The sequence below is a fragment of the Nocardia sp. NPDC051981 genome, assembly GCF_040680715.1.
GTDB lineage: Bacteria > Actinomycetota > Actinomycetes > Mycobacteriales > Mycobacteriaceae > Nocardia.
The window spans coordinates 20062-38324 of sequence record NZ_JBFAXK010000045.1; the positions used below are offsets into that span (position 1 = coordinate 20062).

Consider the following 18263-nt stretch of genomic DNA (forward strand, 5'->3'; position numbering starts at 1 on the left):
GTACGAACCGAGGAGAACATCATGCCGAAATACCTGCTGCTCAAGCACTATCGGGGCGCGCCGGCCTCGGTCAACGACGTGCCGATGGACCAGTGGACGCCGGACGAGATCTCGGCGCACGTGCAGTACATGGAGGACTTCGCCGCGCGACTCGAGACCACCGGCGAGTATGTCGACAGTCAGGCGCTCTCGCCGAAGGGCACGTTCGTCCGCTCCGACGGCGAGGGTCGCCCGCCGGTCACCGACGGCCCGTTCGCGGAGACCAAGGATCTGATCGCCGGGTGGATGATCATCGACGTCGAGACCTACGAACGGGCGCTCGAGCTGGCCGGCGAGCTGTCCGCGGCGCCGGGCGCGGGCGGGAAGCCGATCCAGGAGTGGCTCGAGCTGCGACCGTTTCTCACCGCGTCACCCACGGTCACCGAGTGAACGAGTCGCTGCTACGCGAACTCGTACCCGCGGTGATCGGCGTCCTCGTCCGCCGCGGAGCCGACTTCGCCGCGGCCGAGGATGCGGTGCAGGAGGCGCTGATCCGGGCACTGGAAACGTGGCCGGACGATCCACCGCGCGATGCCAAGGCGTGGCTCGTCGCGACCGCTTGGCGAAAGTTCCTCGATGCCGCCCGCGCCGAAACATCGCGGCGGGGACGGGAACTCGCCATGGAGGCGGAGCCTCCGGCAGGCCCGGTGCCCGCCACGGACGACACACTGTGGCTGTATTTCCTGTGCGCGCACCCCTCCCTGTCCCCCGGGTCGGCCGTCGCATTGACCTTGCGCGCTGTCGGCGGCTTGACGACCCGGCAGATAGCAACGGCCTATCTCGTCCCCGAAGCGACTATGGCGCAACGGATCAGCCGCGCCAAACGTCGGATCGCGGGACTGCCACTCGACCGGCCCGGCGACCTCACAACGGTGCTGCGCGTGCTCTACCTCGTCTTCAACGAGGGCTACGGCGGGGACGTCGACCTGGCGGCCGAAGCCATCCGCCTCACCCGTCAGCTCGCCGCCTCGACCGACGATCCCGAGGTCGCGGGGCTGCTCGCGCTGATGCTGCTGCATCATGCTCGCCGCGCGTCTCGCACCGGCCCGGGTGGTCGCCTGGTGCCGCTCGCTGAGCAGGACCGATCCCGTTGGGACACAGGCCTTATCGCCGAGGGGGTCACGATTCTGCAGACCGCGTTGGCCCGCGACCGGCTGGGTGAATACCAGGCCCAGGCCGCGATCGCCGCCCTGCACGCCGATGCCCCGAGCACCGCCGAGACGGACTGGGTGCAGATCGTGGAGTGGTACGACGAACTGCTACTCCTCAGCGACAGCCCGGTAGTGCGGCTGAACCGCGCAGTGGCGGTCGGCGAGGCCGACGGACCCCGGGCCGGCCTGGCCGCGCTGGCCGAACTGGACCCAGAACTCCCCCGCCACACCGCAGTCCGCGCCTACCTCCGCGAACGCGCCGGAAATCTCGAGCAGGCCGCCACCCTCTACGCCGAGGCATCCCGCGCAGCCACCACCGTGCCCGAGCGCGACCACCTCACCCGCGAGGCAGCCCGGATACGGCAGCTACTGCGCTCCTGAGCCCGGTTGCGGTACAACCACACTCGACCTCCCGCGCGGCCGCGAGCAGCCAGCACGGTTTGGCCGGCGCACGGAACCGACTGCCGCCGAGAACGTCCCCTACTGCCGATTATGCAATTCGCCAGGTGTCAGGATTGCTCCCTGAAGACTGCGCAACGCCACAGCTCGAATCTGCTGGTCATGCGGCCACGCAATGCCGGTCGGGCGCGACGAACACACGGGAATACGCATAGACGACGAATGAACTCCTTGTACAGCAATTGATTTCAGCAATCACCGCTCTGCCGGGAGTTCACTCGAATCTCGAGCGTCACGCACCCACACCGGATCTCTCAGACGCTCACTCAGATGCACCAGACGACACTACCGAGGGGGATACACCACGTAGCTGATCCGAACGATCCGTCGACCGGAGTGGCGGAGGACGACGGGGGCGCCGGGGCAGTCGAATCGGCAGTTGCGGCGGGCGCGGCGAGGACGAGCAGGGGCGCGGCAATAACAGTCGCGGCAAGGGCTTTGATGATCTTGGTAGACATTTTGCTTCCTTACAACGAGTTTATGGCGTCCGGGTACTAGGCGGCGCTGCCGAGCTACCGGACTGGGTCTGCGAGTGCGTCACGTGCCGAATCGACTTTGCGACACCCGATTCGCTCCTTGATGAAGTTCCTGATGCGTCCCGACAGGAGCGCGCATTCAAGCCGGCCGACAGCTGCAGCGTCGACCAGACCGGACAAGACGTCATTGACTACCGAGGAAGACGTCACTAGCAGCTTACCGCTGGCTACCAGAACACTGAAGCCGGTCACCGCCGCAGACGGAAACGAAGGTAATCCGGTTTGCCGTAGAACTTCTCGACACCGGCACACACCTATCCGGCTTCCTGATTGAGGTGAGACTTGCCGTCTCATCGGCCGCAATGATGCATCCGCAGGACCGCACGGGCCGAAACTATTGATCCAACCGATACTGCTGCAGACGCGATTGCGCTGGTTACTGCCCACTTCCCAAACGCTGCGGGCATGCCATCGACGGCACGGCCGACGACCTTCGCATGTCGAGCTCCCGAGAACAGCCGCTATGCCGCAACCCGCACCGGCCACCACACCCGTCAGCGAACCCACTGCAGCGAACCCAATGCACCCCTGATGAGCAGACATTGCCAGCTGATTTACGTGTGTATGGATCATCGGCGCAGCCGGTTCCCGGTGGACGGCCTTCCGACGGGTGCGTCTACTTGTGGTCGATACGGCCGATCGGATCGGTGGCCTGTGCGAGATCGGCCCGCACCTGCTTCCATGCCATGTCATCGATTCCGAGGGCGCTGCGGAGGTAGGCCCACGCGGCCTTCCGGATCAGCGCGACGCGGCCGGGGCTTTCGTCGGTGGTGTCCTGGGCGTTGTAGCCATGGATTCCGCCGAGTGAATGATCGCCTCCGAAGATGGTGAGCAAGCTTTGAGCGCCAGGGCTGTAGGCGTAGACGTCGGTGAACCAGTCGGGGCCGCGGGTCGAGAGATGGGATTGATCGCGATCGCCCGCGACCACCAGGGTCGGTGTGGTCAGGTTGTCGAAGTCGGGGTTCATGAAGGAGAAGTTCTCGGCGGCGAACGAGGTCAGGGTGTCGCCGCCGAGTCCGGTAGTAGCAAGCAGGACACCGGCTTTCACCCGAGCATCGCGTAGATCGGGTCCAGGCTGCCCGTCCGCGCCGAGGACGCGTGCGCCGAGCAGCATGCCGACGGTCTGTCCGCCCCAGGAATGTCCTGCGACGGCAATACGGTCGTGGTCGATGCGTTCGTCGAGCCCCGGAATCGCGGCAGCGATCCGGTCGAGCTGGTCGAGCACCTGCGTGACGTCGCGGACTCGGACGCGCCAAATGTCCTGGTAGCGGGGATCGGCTGCAGTGAGACCGAGGGTCCGTGAATCGAGGAACGTGGGCTGCACGACGACGAAGCCGTTGCCGGCCCAGAAGTCGACCAGCGGGTCATAGGAGGACATCGACTCGCCGTAGCCGTGGGCGAGCACGACGATGGGCAGACCGGTGCCGACGGTGGGTGCGGATACGCGCACCTGCAGGTCGTCGCCGCGTTCGGGCACGGGCAGGACGACCGGTTTGACACTGATTATCGGGGTGGTCAGGGCGGGTACAGCGCTGCGGGCGGCAGTGTCCGGTCCAGGCATGGGGTTTTCCTTCGATAGCGATGAGCGCTGCGCCGGGCGGGGTCGAGAATCCGCGCGAACCGCGGATATACTCAAGCGGAGCACTGTTCCGAATATACGGAGCAGTGTTCCGATTGGCAACCGTTGCCGTGAAGAAGGGAAGTCACGTGGACGCACGCGACGGGCGAATGCCGGCCGCTGCCCGTTCGGCCAAACGCGCCGACGCACGACGGAACGAGCAGGCCCTGCTCGATGCCGCGGCATCGGTGTTCGTCACCCATGGCGTGGAGGCACCGGTACGCCAGATCGCCGCCGCCGCGGGCGTCGGAATGGGCACGATCTACCGGCACTTCCCCACGCGCGCGGACCTCGTCGCGGCCGTCTACCGACATCAGATCGAGGCCTGCGCCGAGGCCGGACCCACCCTGCTCGCGGCCGAGTCCTCACCGTTCGCCGCACTGCGTCGATGGGTGGATCTGTTCGTGGACTTCCTGGTGACCAAGCATGGACTCGCCGCCGCGATGCGCAGCGACCCCGACAGCTTCACCGCCCTGCACACACTGTTCCTCGACCGACTCGTGCCGGTGTTCGACAGTCTCCTCACCGCCGGCCGCAACGCCGGCGAGATCACCGCCGACGTCTCCGCCTATCAACTGCTGCGCGCGATCGGCGACATCTGCGCGGGCGCGGAGATGGTCGACCCGAACTACGAGGTGCATCTCACCATCGGCCTGCTGCTCGACGGGTGCCGACGGTAACGACCACGAAATGCGAAGGTACACAGCCACATCGGGTCACACATCGCCACTGCCACGGCGCCGGGGCGCAATCGCCCGATACGCGCCCTTCTTGCCGCGGGATCGTTCCAGCTGCGGTTCATGCTGATCAGCAGCGACGTCGAGAACTCACCATGACATCCCAACGCCAAAATCCTGCCCTGCCGCACACCACGCTGACCGAACCGGCCAACGCGGACCGGTCGACGACGAGAACGACTGCGGCGCAGGAACATCCATTTCAGCCGATGAGCACGCTCGGTACACATCAGATCGCCGAGCGCGCCGTCCTGGAGTCGACCGTCTATTTGAGGCGAACGTCTATGGTGGCCAGACCGAAGATCTTGCGCCCAGCGGACTTCGCGGTGAGAACGACTGTGGCGGTTCTGGTTTCTGGGTCGATCGATTTGATCCGGCCGGTGAACTCCACGTCCCCGGCCGAGACGGCTCCGACGACGGTGTAGTTCGACAGCCGAGCTCCGTACCGGATGATGGCGCCGGGGTCGCCGAGCCAGTCGGTGACAAACCCCGCCCCGAGGCCCATGGTGAGCATGCCGTGTGCGATCACATCGGGAAGGCCGGCCAATGAAGCGACTTCCTCGTTCCAGTGGATCGGGTTCACATCACCGGCGACTCCCGCGTAGTTCACCAGGTCGCCCCGCGTCAGTCGGACGGTCCGGGCCGGTAGCTCGTCACCGACGGCGATGTCCTCGAAACGGATTGCTGTGCGCGGCAGACGGGTTCGCGATACGTTCGAACGTCGCGAGGCGGCCTGTGCAGGCTGATCGGTCGGTGGGTGTCCGGAGTGTGCCGCCGAGGCTGCGGGCGAGGGCGCGGGTTCCAAACCGCTCATGATCACGCCCGCGATGGCATCGCTGATGTCGGCATCGACGTCATCGCCGGTGATACCGACGATCGTGGTGTGCATGATCTGCACGATCTGGCCGGACTGATCGGTGAATGTATTGGTGACGGTGAGCAGGTCCTTGCCTGCGACACGGCGAACCGAGGACAGTTCGACATCACTGATCAATCGGTCACCGGCCAGGACAGGCTTGTACATCTCGAAGACCTGGTCGGTGTGCACAAACATGTCGTAGCCGGCCAGGACGTTCTCGAGCAGATCACGATTGGCCCGCATCGCCACGATCGAGGCGAACGTCGCCGGCGCGACCAACCCCGCGAACCCGAGCTCGCTGGCAGCGGACTCGCTCCAGTGTGCCGGATGGGAGTCCTGGACAGCTCGCGCGTATTCGCGAATCTTCTCCCGACCAACTTCGTAGTAGTCATCCACGCGATAGCGATAGCCGATCAGCCCGGCCACATCGAATGCTGCTTCCATCAAGCCTCCCCTACATCGTTCGACCAACCTCAGACCCGGATCCGCGGAGCCGAATTCACGAGCGGACACCACTCTTCCACAGGACAGCAAGCTTGCTGAGGAGAACAAACGGTGCCGACGAGTCGGCACGTTGGCCACCAACGCCAGGGCCGACCTGGAACGCGCAGACCCGTCGCGAAGCGCAACCAGCACCGCGCCCGCGCCACCCATCAGCGAATTCGACACCATCGCCAAAGCGATCAACGACCTCGTGCTGATCACCATCAGCCGCCGAAACCGCTTCACCGACAACGAAATCGAACATCTCATCGACATGATCGACCCCATGTACATCACCTCTGGTCGTAACTGAACAACCAACAGACTGACTGACGCTCGATCCGCTACGACTCGAACATCTGCGCATTCGTCCTCGTGGACGAGGGGGAGCTCGTCGGTGCGGCCGACCGGGCCCGGCGCGGGCGAGGTGCGGATCTCGGCGGGGGTGCGGGTGTTCCGTATCCGTCCGCGCGTCCCGGGCGATTGGTGGCTGCATGTGACGCCTGGGTGTCGCGCTGATCGAATCAGCCAGTGGGGAGCAGGCGAAGATCAACTGGCCGGTGACGATCCGAGGCCGATGGAACGCACGCTCTTGCCGCATACCGTGCTGACCGAACCGGCCACAGGGCGGGGCGGCGGAAGATCCACGGGCAGAGGGCCATACAGCCACCGGCAGTGCATGCTATTGCCGAGTTCGGTGTATCGAGCGACCCGGTAATGCTGATGGACAGTGCTGCGATCTGTCCAGTGAACGCATACACCGAGGAGGGGTGTGGCCAGCGGGACCGCAACACTGAGGCAGCACCTGTACAGCGGGCGATGGCAAATCGTATCGGCGATCGTTTCGATCCTGTTGGTGATCGGGTTCATGTTCGCTCTGTCACAGTGGCATCCGGACATGAGGGAAGATGCGCCCGTCGTGCCGCTGCCGGCGATCACCTCGCCGTTGTTGCCGTCGCCCTCTAGCGAGCCGACACCGGCAGAGCGCCGTAAGGGCCTGCGGCGATGGTGAGTGTCGTTAGGATCGCGGCATGGAGAGTCGCACTGCCGATCGAACGTCTGGTGAGACCGTTCGGCGTTCGGTGGTTTTGGGTGGGGGCGGCGTCTCCGGGACTGCGTGGATGGCGGGATTGGCCGCTGAATTGCGCCGCCGTGGAATTGATTTGGGTTCGGCCGACTCGATAGTCGGCACGTCCGCAGGCGCGGTCGTCGGGGGCGCGCTGATAGCGGGGCGGGATCTGGACTCGTTTGCCGACGATCCACGTCCTCCCGGGAGCACGGAACCACCGGCGGTGGTGAAGCGCGAGTTGGTTGCCACCGTTTTCTCGGTGTTGTTCGACCGGACGCTGGATCGCGATACGGCGCGGCGCAAGGTGGGTCGAATGGCGATGGCCGAGGAGCCGGCGCAACCGGCACATATCGCACCGATCGAGTGGCTGGTCGGCGGCAACGACTGGCCGCATCGCAGGCTGCGGATCGTCGTCGTGGACGCGGCCAGTGGTGAGCGCCAGGTCTGGGACTGCGACAGTGGCGTGCCACTGGCGACCGCTGTCGCCGCGAGTCATTCCTTTCCGGGACTCCGCCCGCCTGTCGTTGTCGGAGACCGCTACTACATTGATGGCGGGGTTTGGTCGCCCACCAACGCGGACCTCGCCGCGGACTCGGACGTCGTTCTGGTTGTTGAGCCGTTGGCGCACATGTTCCCGCCCGAACAGGTTCGGGCCGAACTCGCGACGAGGGCGGTCGATACCGTCGTGCGGTTCCGCCCCGACGCGGCCACGATCGACGTGTTCAACGCGTTCGCGACCGATCCGGACGTTCTCGCGAGCTGGCCGGTAGCTTTCCAAGCGGGCATTCGCCAGGCAGACGGCCTGGCACAGCGGTTGATCGACGTGGGCTGGTTGTCGCTGAAGCGTTGATACGCATCCAGGCTAAACCCGCAGCCCGTCGGACAGCAGGGTGAGCAACCGGCGCCAGTCGCCGCTGCCGGAGCGAATGGTGGCCGACAGTGCGCCGACGACCATGTAGACATCGGTGACGGTCAAGTCCGGGCGCACCGTTCCAGCTGCCCGGTCGGATTCGATGAGCGCGCTGAGGATCTCGGCGAGCTGTTCCAGCGCAGCGCCGCGCGGTTCACTACCGCGCGATTGACGGGAGGCTTCGATGGCGGCGGACAATCCACTGTCGGCCGCCAGGGTTTCGCCGACATGGGTCAGATAATCCAGCACCGCCCGGCCGGGCTCGCCGTGGTTCAGACATTCGGTGCGCGCGTATTCCTCGATCTCGGCGAAGCGTTGCGCGGCCGCGGCTTCGATCAGATCGGCCTGGGCCGGGAAGTGCCGGTACACGGTGCCGATCCCGACACCCGCGGCCCGTGCCACTTCCGGCAGTTGGACCTGGCTTCCCCGCTCCGCGAACAGGTTTCGTGCGGCTTCCAGAATGCGGTCACGATTGCGGGAGGCGTCCGCACGCGGCTTGCGCGACGGCGACGATGGGCTTGACACTCGAGGTCCCTTCCGGCCTACACTCTAAACGGATCCGGATTCCGGTTCCGTTTCTCTTGAGTCGAAGGGTACCACCATGTCCCGCAATCGATTTCTGCTGCTCGACGCCGGCGCGGCCCGCCCCGGCCGCCTGCCGCTGCCGCCCGCATTCGCCGTGAAAGCCACCACCGCCGATACCGAAGGCCGCTTCTCGCTCCTGGAAGTCACCCTCGCCCGCGATATCCCCCGCCACACCCATCACGTGGCCGACGAATGCATCTACGTGCTCGATGGCACACTCGAGGTGGAATTCGACGACCGCGTCGAGCACGCCACCGCCGGAATGTTCATCCTACTCCCCCACGGCATTCCGCACGCCCTGCGCCGCGCATCCACACCCCCGCCTCGCCTCATCCAGATCTCGTCACCGGGCGGCTGGGAGTGCTATCTGGAGGATCTGATCGAGGCGGGGCCGGCCGTGCTCACCGCGGGTGCCCTCGACCCGGCCAAGATCAACCCGATCGCCGCCAGGTACCAAATCCGCTACGAGGAACCCACGGTGGCGTAGTACTGCAACGGCATTCGTCGGTCAGGCGATTAGGTGGCCGTCGCCGGTAGTGGGACAGGCAGGCTTGGTGTTGGAGGCATCGCCGCCACCTCGACCAAGACCAGAATGGGCTCGAAGATCTTTGCCGGAGAAGCGAACAGCGTTGTCCGAAGCCGAGGTCGAGGAGGTGTGGCGGCGGTGGCGATCCGGACAGACCATCAAGGTCCTCGCCCGCGAGATACGCCGTGATCCCTCGACGGTGCGCGAACTGCGCAAACGCTGTGGTGAAGTCCGGGGACCACCCGAGATTCGGACGACACCTTGTGGACCGACATCCGCTCTCGCACAGCGCCATCGGGGAATCCTCCGAGCTTCACCGATGGATACCTCTCGAGGGGACAGCCGGAACCGGTCGTGACGGCCACCGAGTTGCTGCTCGGAGCTCTGGGAAGCTCGATCCCGCGCACCGCCACCGACCCGTCGAGCAAAGCCCGACGGATGAGAACGGGTGATGAACTCCGGAGAGGAGTGCCTGTCACCCTGACTTTCCCATTTCCGATCTTGTATGGTGGCCAACCGATGCCCACATCGACTCGGGGGAATATCTTGGAACACAAGGGTTTACGACGGCGCATCCTGGCCGTCGCCGCAGCATCGATGGCGGCCACAGCTGCCGCCGGCGTCACCGAAGCGAGCCCCGGCACACCCACAGATCCGGCTATCACGATCACACTGCCCGCTCCGACCGGGCCCTATCCGGTCGGCGTCACCGAATGGCATCTCGTCGATGCCAATCGCGCCGATCCATGGGATCCCGGCCACCGACGCGAACTGATGGTGCAGATCTGGTATCCAGCCGACGACGCCGATACCTCGCCCCTGGCACCGTGGATGGCGCCGGGCACCCGAGAAGAACAGCGCTCCGGCCTGACCCAGGCCGGTGTCGCTTCCGACAGTTGGGCGCTCGCGCCGAGTCATGGCCGCAGCGACGAGCAGGCCCGAGTCGGCGGGCGGTTCCCGATCCTGCTGAACTCGCCAGGATTGGACGACACCGCCGGGCTGAACACCTTTCAAGCCCAGGATCTTGCCAGCCACGGCTACGTCGTGGTCGCCGTCAACCACACTCACGAGGCATTCGCGGTCCAATTCCCCGATGGGCACACCGAGCACAGTGCGGTGCCGACGGATTCGCCGCTGAGCGTCCTGTCCGACCAGTTGCTTCCGACCCGAGTCGCCGATATGCGCTTCGTTCTCGATCAGCTCGCCGCCGCGGCCAGACATTCCACCGATGCGGCTGCTGCGCTACCGCAACACCTCGCCGATGAGCTGGACCCGACGAAGGTCGGTATGTTCGGCCATTCTCTCGGCGGGTCGACCACCGCTCAAACCATGCACGACGACGCGCGCGTCGCCGCCGGCGTCAATCTGGACGGCCCCGTACTCGGCTCCGTTGCCACCGACGGTCTCGATCGGCCGTTGCTGATGCTCGCCAGCGACACCTCGCCGTGGTTCGGGCACTCGGGCTGGGAACCATACTGGGCAACCAACACCGGACTGAAGCTGCCCCTGCGCATCGCAGGCACCCGCCACATGTCCTTCACCGACGAACAGGTGATCGTGCCAGAACTGGCCACGGCCGGCCTTCTGAGCGCAGACGTCAAGAACGCCGCGATCGGCTCGATCGATCCAAGCCGCTCGATCGACCTCAAACGCTCCTACCTGCTGGCCTACTTCGACGCCGTCTTCGGTCGCAGCGACACGAACCCCGCGGAAACCATCAAGCGACTCGCACAGCCCGAAATGCTTCCACACCTGTAGCCCTCTGCCATTCGAGTCTCAACAACCATTGCCGCAGCATCGACCCGCTACTACTTGCTGACGAACATCCTGTGCTGCCGCATGTCGCGCTGACCGAACGGGCCAGCGATCCATCTCGGAACATCAACGGGGAGTGGCGCTCGGTAGCCGATGAGCAAGTCCCGATCATTGTCGGGGCGTCCTCAGCGATGGGGGCCGACTCAGGCGCGCGTTGCGGTTGCGATCACCCCGGGTCAGGCCACTACCTTTACTCATGGAACGTCCTCCTATCGGCAATGGGACACCAAGCCCGACAAGCGCGCCAGGAGGACGTTCCCCACGTCCAGACACCGACGCACAGAACGTCTTTCTATGCCGCTGGTCGCGCTGTGCGAACCGGTTACCGAGCGACGAGGTTCTGCGCCAGATCTTGGTCGGAGGCCGGTGTTAGGTTGCGGCACATGGGTATTGATAGTGGTTCGCGGGCCGAGGCGCTTGCCGTGAAGGTCGACCGGCTTCGAGCGGTACTGGCCGAGGATCCCGATGGAGATCTCCTGGCATCGTTCCCTCCGGGTGCCGAACTCGATCCGAGCCGTGAACTCGATACCTACCACCGCCAGATGGAGGCCTGTATCGCTTCCGGTCGTCTTCCCGCCACGGCAACAGTTGGGTTGGTAAGCCTTACGCTGCCCGCCGCGATGATCGAGCTGTATCGCCTCACCGACCGCGCCCAGGCCGGCGACATCGAACTGTTCGGCACGTTCGACAAGGGCGCGATCATGGACGCCGAGGGGGAGGTTCATCGCGATGACGAGCATTGGCTTCGTATCGGGTTGATCGGCAACGACAACTTCCTCGTCAACCTCACCACCGGCGAGGTAATGTTCGCCGATCAGTACTTCTGGCGGTACGGGGGACACGACACGTCACGACTGGTGGCACCGGACCTCCTGACGTTCTTCGACGAATGCATGACGGGCGCGCGGTACCACGAATTCGTCAACGACGAAGAGCTCGAAGACGAAGACCGTTGGTACCGGTTCCTCCAGGACAACGACTTCGTCTGAACCGTAGCCTTGGGCCAGTTGAACGTCCTCAATTGCCGCGTGGCGCACGGTTCGAGCCACGCGGCGACCTCGAAGACCAACGGGCAGAGATCATCTCAGGTGGCGCGCAGCCGTCCGCACTGCACAGTAATTGCCAAGAACCGGACATACCGATGCTGATGAAACTGTCCGGATACACGTCGGTTCACAGCCTCGCGAAGTACGCGAGGGTGTCCCGATGAGGGTTTCCCGAACTTCCGCACCGACACCGAACTCGCCACGCGCCGCCAGCGGTCGGACGAACAGTCTTTCAGCCCGAGAGGAACACGACGAGTACTGAGATATCTATCCCGTTGCGCGAAAAGGCATTTCATGGCCTGTGCCAATGGCACTCGCCCACTGCCAACACCATGACCTGGGGTGAGCCACCTCTGATGACGGATCGAGTGCGTGACATTGCCGGTGAAGGTGGCCCGGCCGACCTTCCCATTGCGCGAAGCGGCATTTTATGGCTTCTGCGGCAGGCCAATAACGTCCGATTTCATGGAGTGGAATTTTCGGTCGGCCGAAGAGCTCGCGGCTGCCTTGCGTGTCGGTGCGGTGACCTCGGTGGAACTGACCGACGAGGCGATCGCCCGTATCGAGCGGGACGACAAGGCGATCAACGCGATCTGTGTGCCGGACTTCGATAATGCGCGTGCCGCCGCGCACGATGCCGATCAGGCGCGCGCCCGCGGCGAGGACCGGCCGCTGCTGGGTATTCCGGTGACGGTCAAGGAGTCCTACGACATCGCCGGGCTGCCCACGACCTGGGGCATGCCGCAGCACGCGAACTACGTACCGGCCCAGGACTCGGTACAGGTGTCGCGGCTGAAGGCCGCCGGCGCGGTGGTGCTCGGTAAGACCAATGTGCCGTTGATGCTGCGAGATATCCAGAGCTTCAACGAGATCTACGGCACCACCAACAACCCATGGGATCATGGCCGCACGTCGGGCGGGTCGTCCGGCGGTTCGGCGGCGGCCCTGGCATCCGGATTCGGCGCGCTGTCCATCGGCTCGGACCTCGCCGGTTCGCTGCGCACCCCCGCGCATTTCTGCGGCATCTACGCGCACAAGCCGACACTCGGTCTGGTGGCGGCCCGCGGTATGGTCGCGCCGCCCGCGCCGGCACTGCCGGTCGATCTCGACCTCGCTGTTGTCGGTCCGATGGCGCGGACCGCCCGCGACCTCAGGTTGCTGCTCGACGTTATGGCCGGACCGGACCCGCTGACCCACGGGGTCGCCTACGACGCCGCACTGCCGCCCGCACGCCACGAGCGGCTGGCCGACTTCCGTGTCCTGATCATCGAGGACCATCCGCTCATTCCAACCGGATCGGCGGTGCGGGCGGGCGTGAACCGGGTCGCCGAGGCGCTCGTCGACGAGGGCGCCCGCGTCGAACGGCACAGTCCGCTGCTGCCCGATCCGACCGAAGCGGCGACGCTCTACATGCAGCTGATGCTGTCGAACGCCGCCGCAAGTCTTTCCGTCGACGTGTACGAACAGCTGCAGACCCACGCCGCCGCCCTGAGCGCGGACGACCGGAGTCTCGATGCGGCGCGGCTGCGCGGCATGGTGCTCAGCCACCGCGACTGGGTCGAGGCGAACAACCGTCGCGAACTCCACCGCCACGGCTGGCGGCGGCTCTTCGCCGAGTTCGATGCCGTGGTGTGCCCCATCACGCCCACTCCCGCCTTCCCGCACGACCACAACGGAGGTCTGGAGAACCGGCACATCGACATCGACGGCGTCGAGTACCCGTACTTCGACCAGCTCGTCTGGGCCGGTATGGCCACCATGCCGGGCCTGCCCGCCACCGCCGTCCCGGCGGGCCGGTCACCCGAGGGGTTGCCGGTGGGAGTGCAGCTCATCGGTCCGATGTTCGAGGACCGCACCCCGCTGCGGCTGGCCGAACTACTCGAGCAGAAGATCGGCGGCTTCCAGGCACCGAAGTAACGCGCACCACCGGGTGTCCACCCAGGACGAAGCGCCCGCAGAAATCGCAACCGACCACAACGAACCGAGAACCGTCGCAGAAGTCCCGCGCGGTCCGAGTCAGCCATGCGCCCTATCGGAAATCAACGCACCGAACTCATCTCGGCTCGAAGCCAGTTCGCCTGACCGATCGCCGAGTGGCACGCCCTGGAAGCGATTTCGGGCAAATCGCCTCCAGGGCGTGCCACTCGATGGCCGGGCCGCAGGCTAGTTGGCCGATGGAAGACTGACACTACGTTCGGCACGATCGGTCAGAACCACGCCCCATCTCGTCACCGTCCGGGCATGCCTGGGAATCGAATAGCTGCCAGCTCCATTACTCGCGGGGTCGATGCGCCTGCTCACGCCCATCCTTCCGACACTGAAATCCGGACATGGGTGCAGGCGCATCGCAACATCGGCGTCCCGTGCGAGTGTCGGCACCGGCGGGTCCTGCAGCGACCAGCCGAGCCGATCCAGGGACGGCACTACCAGGGTGTCCCCGGCGCGCATGTATTCCAGGCACTTTGCGAGCTCTTCGCGTTCGGTGTCTTTGCCGGACTTCTTGTCCGCGAAGGTCTTCTGACATCCCACCGCGGTGAGCACGTGCAGCTGCCGGTCCAGCAGCTGGCCGGTGGTGGAGACCCGCGCGTATCCGATGAGCGCGCCTCCGCCGCCGATCGGGTCGAGGGCATCCCCATCCAGAATGAGCGGTTCGGGGATCTCGACTTCGCGTGTGGTGTCGGCCATGGCCGGAGTGCATGAGAAAGGGCCGACAGGGTTGTTGGACAACAGTTTTGCGGCAACAGGTCTTTTCGACAGCCGCCGGGTTCGAGCCACCTGCGGATTCGGTCCAGAGGCCGCGGGCCGCTCGGAAGTGTTGAGAAGCGATCGTTTTCCGAACGCGAGGCAACGCGCGGCGCACCCTCCCTCACCGGCCTGGCCATGCCGATGATGCTGATCCACAGGAGGGCAGGATCGGTCGCTGTCGAGGGTCCTCACGGACGAACGCGGATGACCGTCTTGCCCTTGCGTCGCTTGGTCGGGTTGAAGGCGGCGACTGCGTTGTTGAGGGTCGCGACCGTGCCGATGTTTGGCCGCACTCGTCCGTCGCGCACCCGCTGGGCGATCTCACCGAGTTGGGTGCGGTCGGATACGACGACGAAGTCGATCGCCAGTCCGTGGGCGGGTCGAGCCTCGGGCGGCCCGGTGACGGTCACCAGCGTTCCTCCGGCACGAACGAGATCCGCGGACCGCTTCTGGATGTCTCCGCCGAGGACATCGAAGACTAGATCGACTCCGCCTATGTCTGCCAGAGAGTCGTTCTGAAGGTCGACGAACTCGTGCGCCCCGAAGTCGAGCGCGGTCTGCCGGCCGGCCGCGCGCCCGGTGCCGATGACGTAGGCGCCGGCCTCACGTGCGAGCTGGGTTGCCATCGACCCGACTACGCCGGCCGCACCGTGCACGAGGACGCTCTGCCCCGCCTGAAGACGGCCGTGATCGAACAGCCCCTGCCAGGCGGTCAAGCCTGCCATCGTGACGCCCGCGCCCACCGTGAAGTCGATGTCGCCCGGCAGCGGCGCGAGATTACGCGCCTCGACGACCACGTACTCCGCCAGCGTGCCGTCGCGGGTCCAGTCCGTGAGCCCGAACACCCGCTGCCCCACCGACAGGCCGGTTGTGCCGTAGCCGAGAGCGCTGACCACCCCGGCCAGCTCATGCCCGGGGATCGACGGCGTCCGGTCCCGGCCGAGCCGATCGATCCAGGTCGAGGGCCACTCCAACTCATCCCCGGTGAATCCCGACGCATGAACCTCGACGACGACATCGCCGTAGCTCGCGCCCGAGAGGCTGGCGAACCTCGCCGCATCCGGATCGGGCCGCTCCACCAACGTCATCCCGGCCGCTCCAGCGGCCCGGTCCGTCACCACGATCGCCTTCATGTGAATACCTCCCTGTATCCAGGCCGTGGGCCACACTCTGTGGGGGGCGGAGCCGAGCATGGTGATCCCGACGCTGAGCCAGAACATCCGGCCCTGCAACGAATCACGATGGGAGCCAGGACCCCGGCAGCCGTTCCACGCCAGCCGACTCGGTCACCGTCGTGTGCCTCCAGGCACACGACGACGCTATAGCGACTGAACTGCCGGCACCGGCGAATTCCATCGGGACACGCGGCACGCCATGATCGGTCGCTGTGAGCGCACCGTTTTTCGAACAGATGGACGGCACCGGCAAGGGGCGACGCCGCCAGGCCAAAGGTTCACGGTCGGCAAGGTCTGCGAACGGCGCTGGAGGTCAGCGGTCACCACGCGGAACCGCTGCCCCCTCTGGATTTATCGGTGATCTATGACTTCGATTTCGGACGCACACACCGAGGGAGCGAGGATCAGGAGTCGGCGTCGAGAGTCTCGAGCCCGCGATGAACTCGCTGCGGGTGAGTCGGCCGTCTCGGCTCACATCGGACTGGTCGAACCAGTCGGCAACCGCGGCCAAGTCGGCAGAACTCAAGCCGGGGATAGTGATCTCCCCCGCCCTATTGCCCCCTGTACGCAGGGCGGTGATCACTTCGCCCCGAGTGAGGACCCATCCTTGCTGAGATCGAGCGCATCCCAGAGCGTTATCGCTTGATCCCGATCTACCATCGCGTAGCCTCCCCGCTCTTGGACGTGATTGCTAGGTCGTCGGATTACGTACCAGCACAACAGGTTTCGATGTGGTGTCCACCCTGGGTGGATGCCGACCTCGCGACCAAGGATGCCATCCCTCGGCGGTGAACTGGGTGGGCTCCACTCCGGGGACACCTGATGGGCGGTCAGGCCTCAATCTCCGGAAATGTTGGCGACCCATGCCACAGTAATGCTTGTGAGCTATCAATATTCCAGCCTGGCCGGGGCGATTGACGACAAGGCCAGCCCGTTGCGCCAGTACCTCGACCAGCGGTACCCGAATCTCGAACCCGTGCAGGCCGACTACCGCGCCCGCGCCGGCGCACTGCTCGTCGGCGGCACCGGCGCCAGCCCAGGAACCTTGGGCGCGGCCTTCGACTACCTACTCCGATTCACCTTCGGCGCCGAGTACGTCCCCGAGACCGCGGTGTTCGCCGAACCGATCTTCTATCGCCCCGACCACATCGCCGTCGTCTGGGAGCTGGCCACACTGGCAGGTCACGCCTATATGCGGCCGCTGCCGGAGAACACCTTCGAGATCGTCGCCCGGGCGAGCTGGGCGTTGACGCTGTGCACACAGCTGTATCGCAATCCGTTCGTCTTCCCCAATTCCCCACTGGCCGAACCAATTCGCAGCGACCGGTTCACCACCGAGGCCTTGCTCGCGCTGGCTCCCGGCGACGCTCTCACCGAAATGCGGTCACTGTATCTACTGGCCCTCACCGAACTGGCCGAATTCCTGCCCGACCCATCGTCGGCGGTGGCTCTGGGGCCAACGTTCGCCGCCTCGCAGTTCTGCCCGGCCGATGCCGACCTCATCGTGGACGGCGTCCTGATCGAGGTGAAGACTCGCTTCGGCGCGGCCAACCGTGAGACAGGGCAACGATCGGACTCGCTGTCGCTGACCGACATCTACCAGATCATCGCCTACGCGCTGTTCGACACCACCGACACCTTCTCCGTCCATACCGCGGCCCTCTACTCCGCCCGCTACGGCGCATTGCACACATGGCCGCTGCAGCAACTGCTCGACACCCTCGCCGACGCGCCGATCGACCTCGCGGCCGAACGCGCCCACGTATGGAAACTTCTCGGCGGCAAGCAGATTCCAGCGATCCCCGTGCTCCAGTGAACCGCCGGCGCGTCAGCCCTTTCGCGTGGCGTGCACGCAGTCGCCCCCGGGCCCGAACCCGCCGTCATCGTCCTCGCCACCGATCAGGCCACCACTCGGGAGATCATCGACATTGAACCCGACAGACCAACTCACTTCGCGAAACAGACGATGTCCCGCAGTCCCTCGCAGGTCGCTGCCTCGGCAGTGTCCTTGCTGGTGCGTCGAGCACTTCGACCACCTCGACCCCGCGCGCCCTGGCCGTCCGATCGGTTCCAGATCCACACGGGGGTTGAAATCAACTCGGCTACTGAGCATCTGAGGACCGAACGGCCCCGAGTCCATCTTCGCCGAGCTGATTCGGGGTTGCTCAGCAGAGTCTCTACCAGCAGCGATACATGCGCTGCCCTACTTCTTCGCAGGGGCTAATCCGCTTCGGAATTCGACGCCCGTGACATCCAACCTGCACGTCGAACGGCCTATTCAGAGTTCAACTTACGTTCCGAAGCCGAACAACCTCTGTATGCGACTCGCCGATCCGGCCGCCGCCGGCGTTGCCTCGAGACCGACCCTCCGGCCGAATCGCCTGGCTGGCTCTAGCGAACTCGAGTGCGCGCTCATGCCGATGAGCGAGCGCGATAGAGATCGTCGAGGCGGGGTGTTGGTGCCTGAGGCACACGGCGAACTGCGCGAGGGGCCACAGGCAAACTGGTCG

At 65.5% G+C, this 18263-nt stretch carries 16 protein-coding genes; 11 read left to right on the top strand and 5 right to left on the bottom strand.

Going from position 1 to position 18263, the window contains the following annotated elements:
- Window positions 1-21: 21 nt before the first annotated feature.
- Window positions 22-429 carry a YciI family protein gene (locus AB0L60_RS40830; RefSeq protein WP_364625761.1) on the top strand — a complete coding sequence of 136 codons (408 nt, stop codon included), beginning with the start codon at window positions 22-24 and terminating at the stop codon, window positions 427-429.
- The gene (locus AB0L60_RS40835) at window positions 426-1571 is read left to right on the top strand and encodes a DUF6596 domain-containing protein (RefSeq protein ID WP_364625764.1); all 1146 of its coding nucleotides are present in this window, start codon (window positions 426-428) and stop codon (window positions 1569-1571) included. Before AB0L60_RS40830 ends, AB0L60_RS40835 begins: the two co-directional genes overlap by 4 nt.
- A 1230-nt stretch (window positions 1572-2801) precedes the next feature.
- Here the strand turns inward: AB0L60_RS40835 and AB0L60_RS40840 are convergent.
- Window positions 2802-3746: an alpha/beta fold hydrolase gene (locus AB0L60_RS40840; RefSeq protein WP_364625767.1), complete on the bottom strand. Its 945-nt coding sequence runs from the start codon at window positions 3744-3746 to the stop codon at window positions 2802-2804.
- Between the two features lie 167 nt (window positions 3747-3913).
- On the opposite strand from AB0L60_RS40840, the gene AB0L60_RS40845 reads away from it, so the two are divergent.
- Window positions 3914-4483: a helix-turn-helix domain-containing protein gene (locus AB0L60_RS40845; RefSeq protein ID WP_364625807.1), complete on the top strand. Its 570-nt coding sequence runs from the start codon at window positions 3914-3916 to the stop codon at window positions 4481-4483.
- Between the two features lie 322 nt (window positions 4484-4805).
- Here the strand turns inward: AB0L60_RS40845 and AB0L60_RS40850 are convergent, their stop codons facing one another.
- Entirely contained in the window at window positions 4806-5843 is a 1038-nt protein-coding gene (locus tag AB0L60_RS40850) for a fused (3R)-hydroxyacyl-ACP dehydratase subunits HadA/HadB (protein ID WP_364625810.1), read from the bottom strand.
- Window positions 5844-5973: 130 nt separating this feature from the next.
- Between AB0L60_RS40850 and AB0L60_RS40855 the strand changes: the two genes are divergently transcribed.
- The 3 genes from AB0L60_RS40855 to AB0L60_RS40865 all read left to right on the top strand — a co-directional run bounded on the left by AB0L60_RS40855 (window position 5974) and on the right by AB0L60_RS40865 (window position 7801).
- On the top strand, window positions 5974-6195 hold the full coding sequence (locus tag AB0L60_RS40855; protein ID WP_364625770.1) for a hypothetical protein: 222 nt from the start codon (window positions 5974-5976) through the stop codon (window positions 6193-6195).
- A 459-nt stretch (window positions 6196-6654) separates the two neighbouring features.
- Window positions 6655-6894, top strand: a complete 240-nt coding sequence (locus tag AB0L60_RS40860) for a hypothetical protein (RefSeq protein ID WP_364625773.1) — start codon at window positions 6655-6657, stop codon at window positions 6892-6894.
- Between the two features lie 19 nt (window positions 6895-6913).
- Window positions 6914-7801 (top strand): patatin-like phospholipase family protein, encoded by an 888-nt coding sequence (locus AB0L60_RS40865; protein WP_364625776.1) that lies wholly within the window; start codon window positions 6914-6916, stop codon window positions 7799-7801.
- 12 nt (window positions 7802-7813) lie between these two features.
- Here the strand turns inward: AB0L60_RS40865 and AB0L60_RS40870 are convergent, their stop codons facing one another.
- On the bottom strand, window positions 7814-8386 hold the full coding sequence (locus tag AB0L60_RS40870) for a helix-turn-helix domain-containing protein (RefSeq protein ID WP_364625779.1): 573 nt from the start codon (window positions 8384-8386) through the stop codon (window positions 7814-7816).
- Between the two features lie 76 nt (window positions 8387-8462).
- Between AB0L60_RS40870 and AB0L60_RS40875 the strand changes: the two genes are divergently transcribed.
- The 4 genes from AB0L60_RS40875 (at window position 8463) to AB0L60_RS40890 (ending at window position 13750) form a co-directional block, all read left to right on the top strand.
- Window positions 8463-8933 (top strand): cupin domain-containing protein, encoded by a 471-nt coding sequence (locus tag AB0L60_RS40875; RefSeq protein WP_364625782.1) that lies wholly within the window; start codon window positions 8463-8465, stop codon window positions 8931-8933.
- Between the two features lie 558 nt (window positions 8934-9491).
- Window positions 9492-10730 carry a hypothetical protein gene (locus tag AB0L60_RS40880; protein WP_364625784.1) on the top strand — a complete coding sequence of 413 codons (1239 nt, stop codon included), beginning with the start codon at window positions 9492-9494 and terminating at the stop codon, window positions 10728-10730.
- Window positions 10731-11170: 440 nt separating this feature from the next.
- Window positions 11171-11776: a hypothetical protein gene (locus AB0L60_RS40885; protein WP_364625787.1), complete on the top strand. Its 606-nt coding sequence runs from the start codon at window positions 11171-11173 to the stop codon at window positions 11774-11776.
- A gap of 429 nt (window positions 11777-12205) precedes the next feature.
- Window positions 12206-13750, top strand: coding sequence for an amidase (locus AB0L60_RS40890; RefSeq protein WP_364625789.1), 1545 nt, complete (start codon window positions 12206-12208; stop codon window positions 13748-13750).
- A 246-nt stretch (window positions 13751-13996) separates the two neighbouring features.
- Here AB0L60_RS40890 and AB0L60_RS40895 read toward each other — a convergent pair whose 3' ends face one another.
- A complete protein-coding gene (locus AB0L60_RS40895; RefSeq protein WP_364625792.1) occupies window positions 13997-14518 on the bottom strand; it encodes a recombinase family protein in 522 nt (173 codons plus the stop codon).
- Window positions 14519-14766: 248 nt separating this feature from the next.
- Window positions 14767-15711: an NADP-dependent oxidoreductase gene (locus tag AB0L60_RS40900; protein ID WP_364625795.1), complete on the bottom strand. Its 945-nt coding sequence runs from the start codon at window positions 15709-15711 to the stop codon at window positions 14767-14769.
- A 922-nt stretch (window positions 15712-16633) separates the two neighbouring features.
- Here AB0L60_RS40900 and AB0L60_RS40905 point away from each other — a divergent pair.
- Window positions 16634-17569, top strand: coding sequence for a hypothetical protein (locus AB0L60_RS40905; RefSeq protein WP_364625798.1), 936 nt, complete (start codon window positions 16634-16636; stop codon window positions 17567-17569).
- The last annotated feature ends 694 nt before the right edge of the window (window positions 17570-18263 follow it).

Bases quoted from the DNA above. Each gene is read 5' to 3' on its own strand.
- AB0L60_RS40830 (WP_364625761.1), top strand. From the start codon at position 22: ATGCCGAAATACCTGCTGCTCAAGCACTATCGGGGCGCGCCGGCCTCG.
- AB0L60_RS40840 (WP_364625767.1), bottom strand. From the start codon at position 3,746: ATGCCTGGACCGGACACTGCCGCCCGCAGCGCTGTACCCGCCCTGACC.
- AB0L60_RS40845 (WP_364625807.1), top strand. From the start codon at position 3,914: ATGCCGGCCGCTGCCCGTTCGGCCAAACGCGCCGACGCACGACGGAAC.
- AB0L60_RS40850 (WP_364625810.1), bottom strand. From the start codon at position 5,843: ATGGAAGCAGCATTCGATGTGGCCGGGCTGATCGGCTATCGCTATCGC.
- AB0L60_RS40865 (WP_364625776.1), top strand. From the start codon at position 6,914: ATGGAGAGTCGCACTGCCGATCGAACGTCTGGTGAGACCGTTCGGCGT.
- AB0L60_RS40875 (WP_364625782.1), top strand. From the start codon at position 8,463: ATGTCCCGCAATCGATTTCTGCTGCTCGACGCCGGCGCGGCCCGCCCC.
- AB0L60_RS40880 (WP_364625784.1), top strand. From the start codon at position 9,492: ATGCCCACATCGACTCGGGGGAATATCTTGGAACACAAGGGTTTACGA.
- AB0L60_RS40885 (WP_364625787.1), top strand. From the start codon at position 11,171: ATGGGTATTGATAGTGGTTCGCGGGCCGAGGCGCTTGCCGTGAAGGTC.
- AB0L60_RS40895 (WP_364625792.1), bottom strand. From the start codon at position 14,518: ATGGCCGACACCACACGCGAAGTCGAGATCCCCGAACCGCTCATTCTG.
- AB0L60_RS40900 (WP_364625795.1), bottom strand. From the start codon at position 15,711: ATGAAGGCGATCGTGGTGACGGACCGGGCCGCTGGAGCGGCCGGGATG.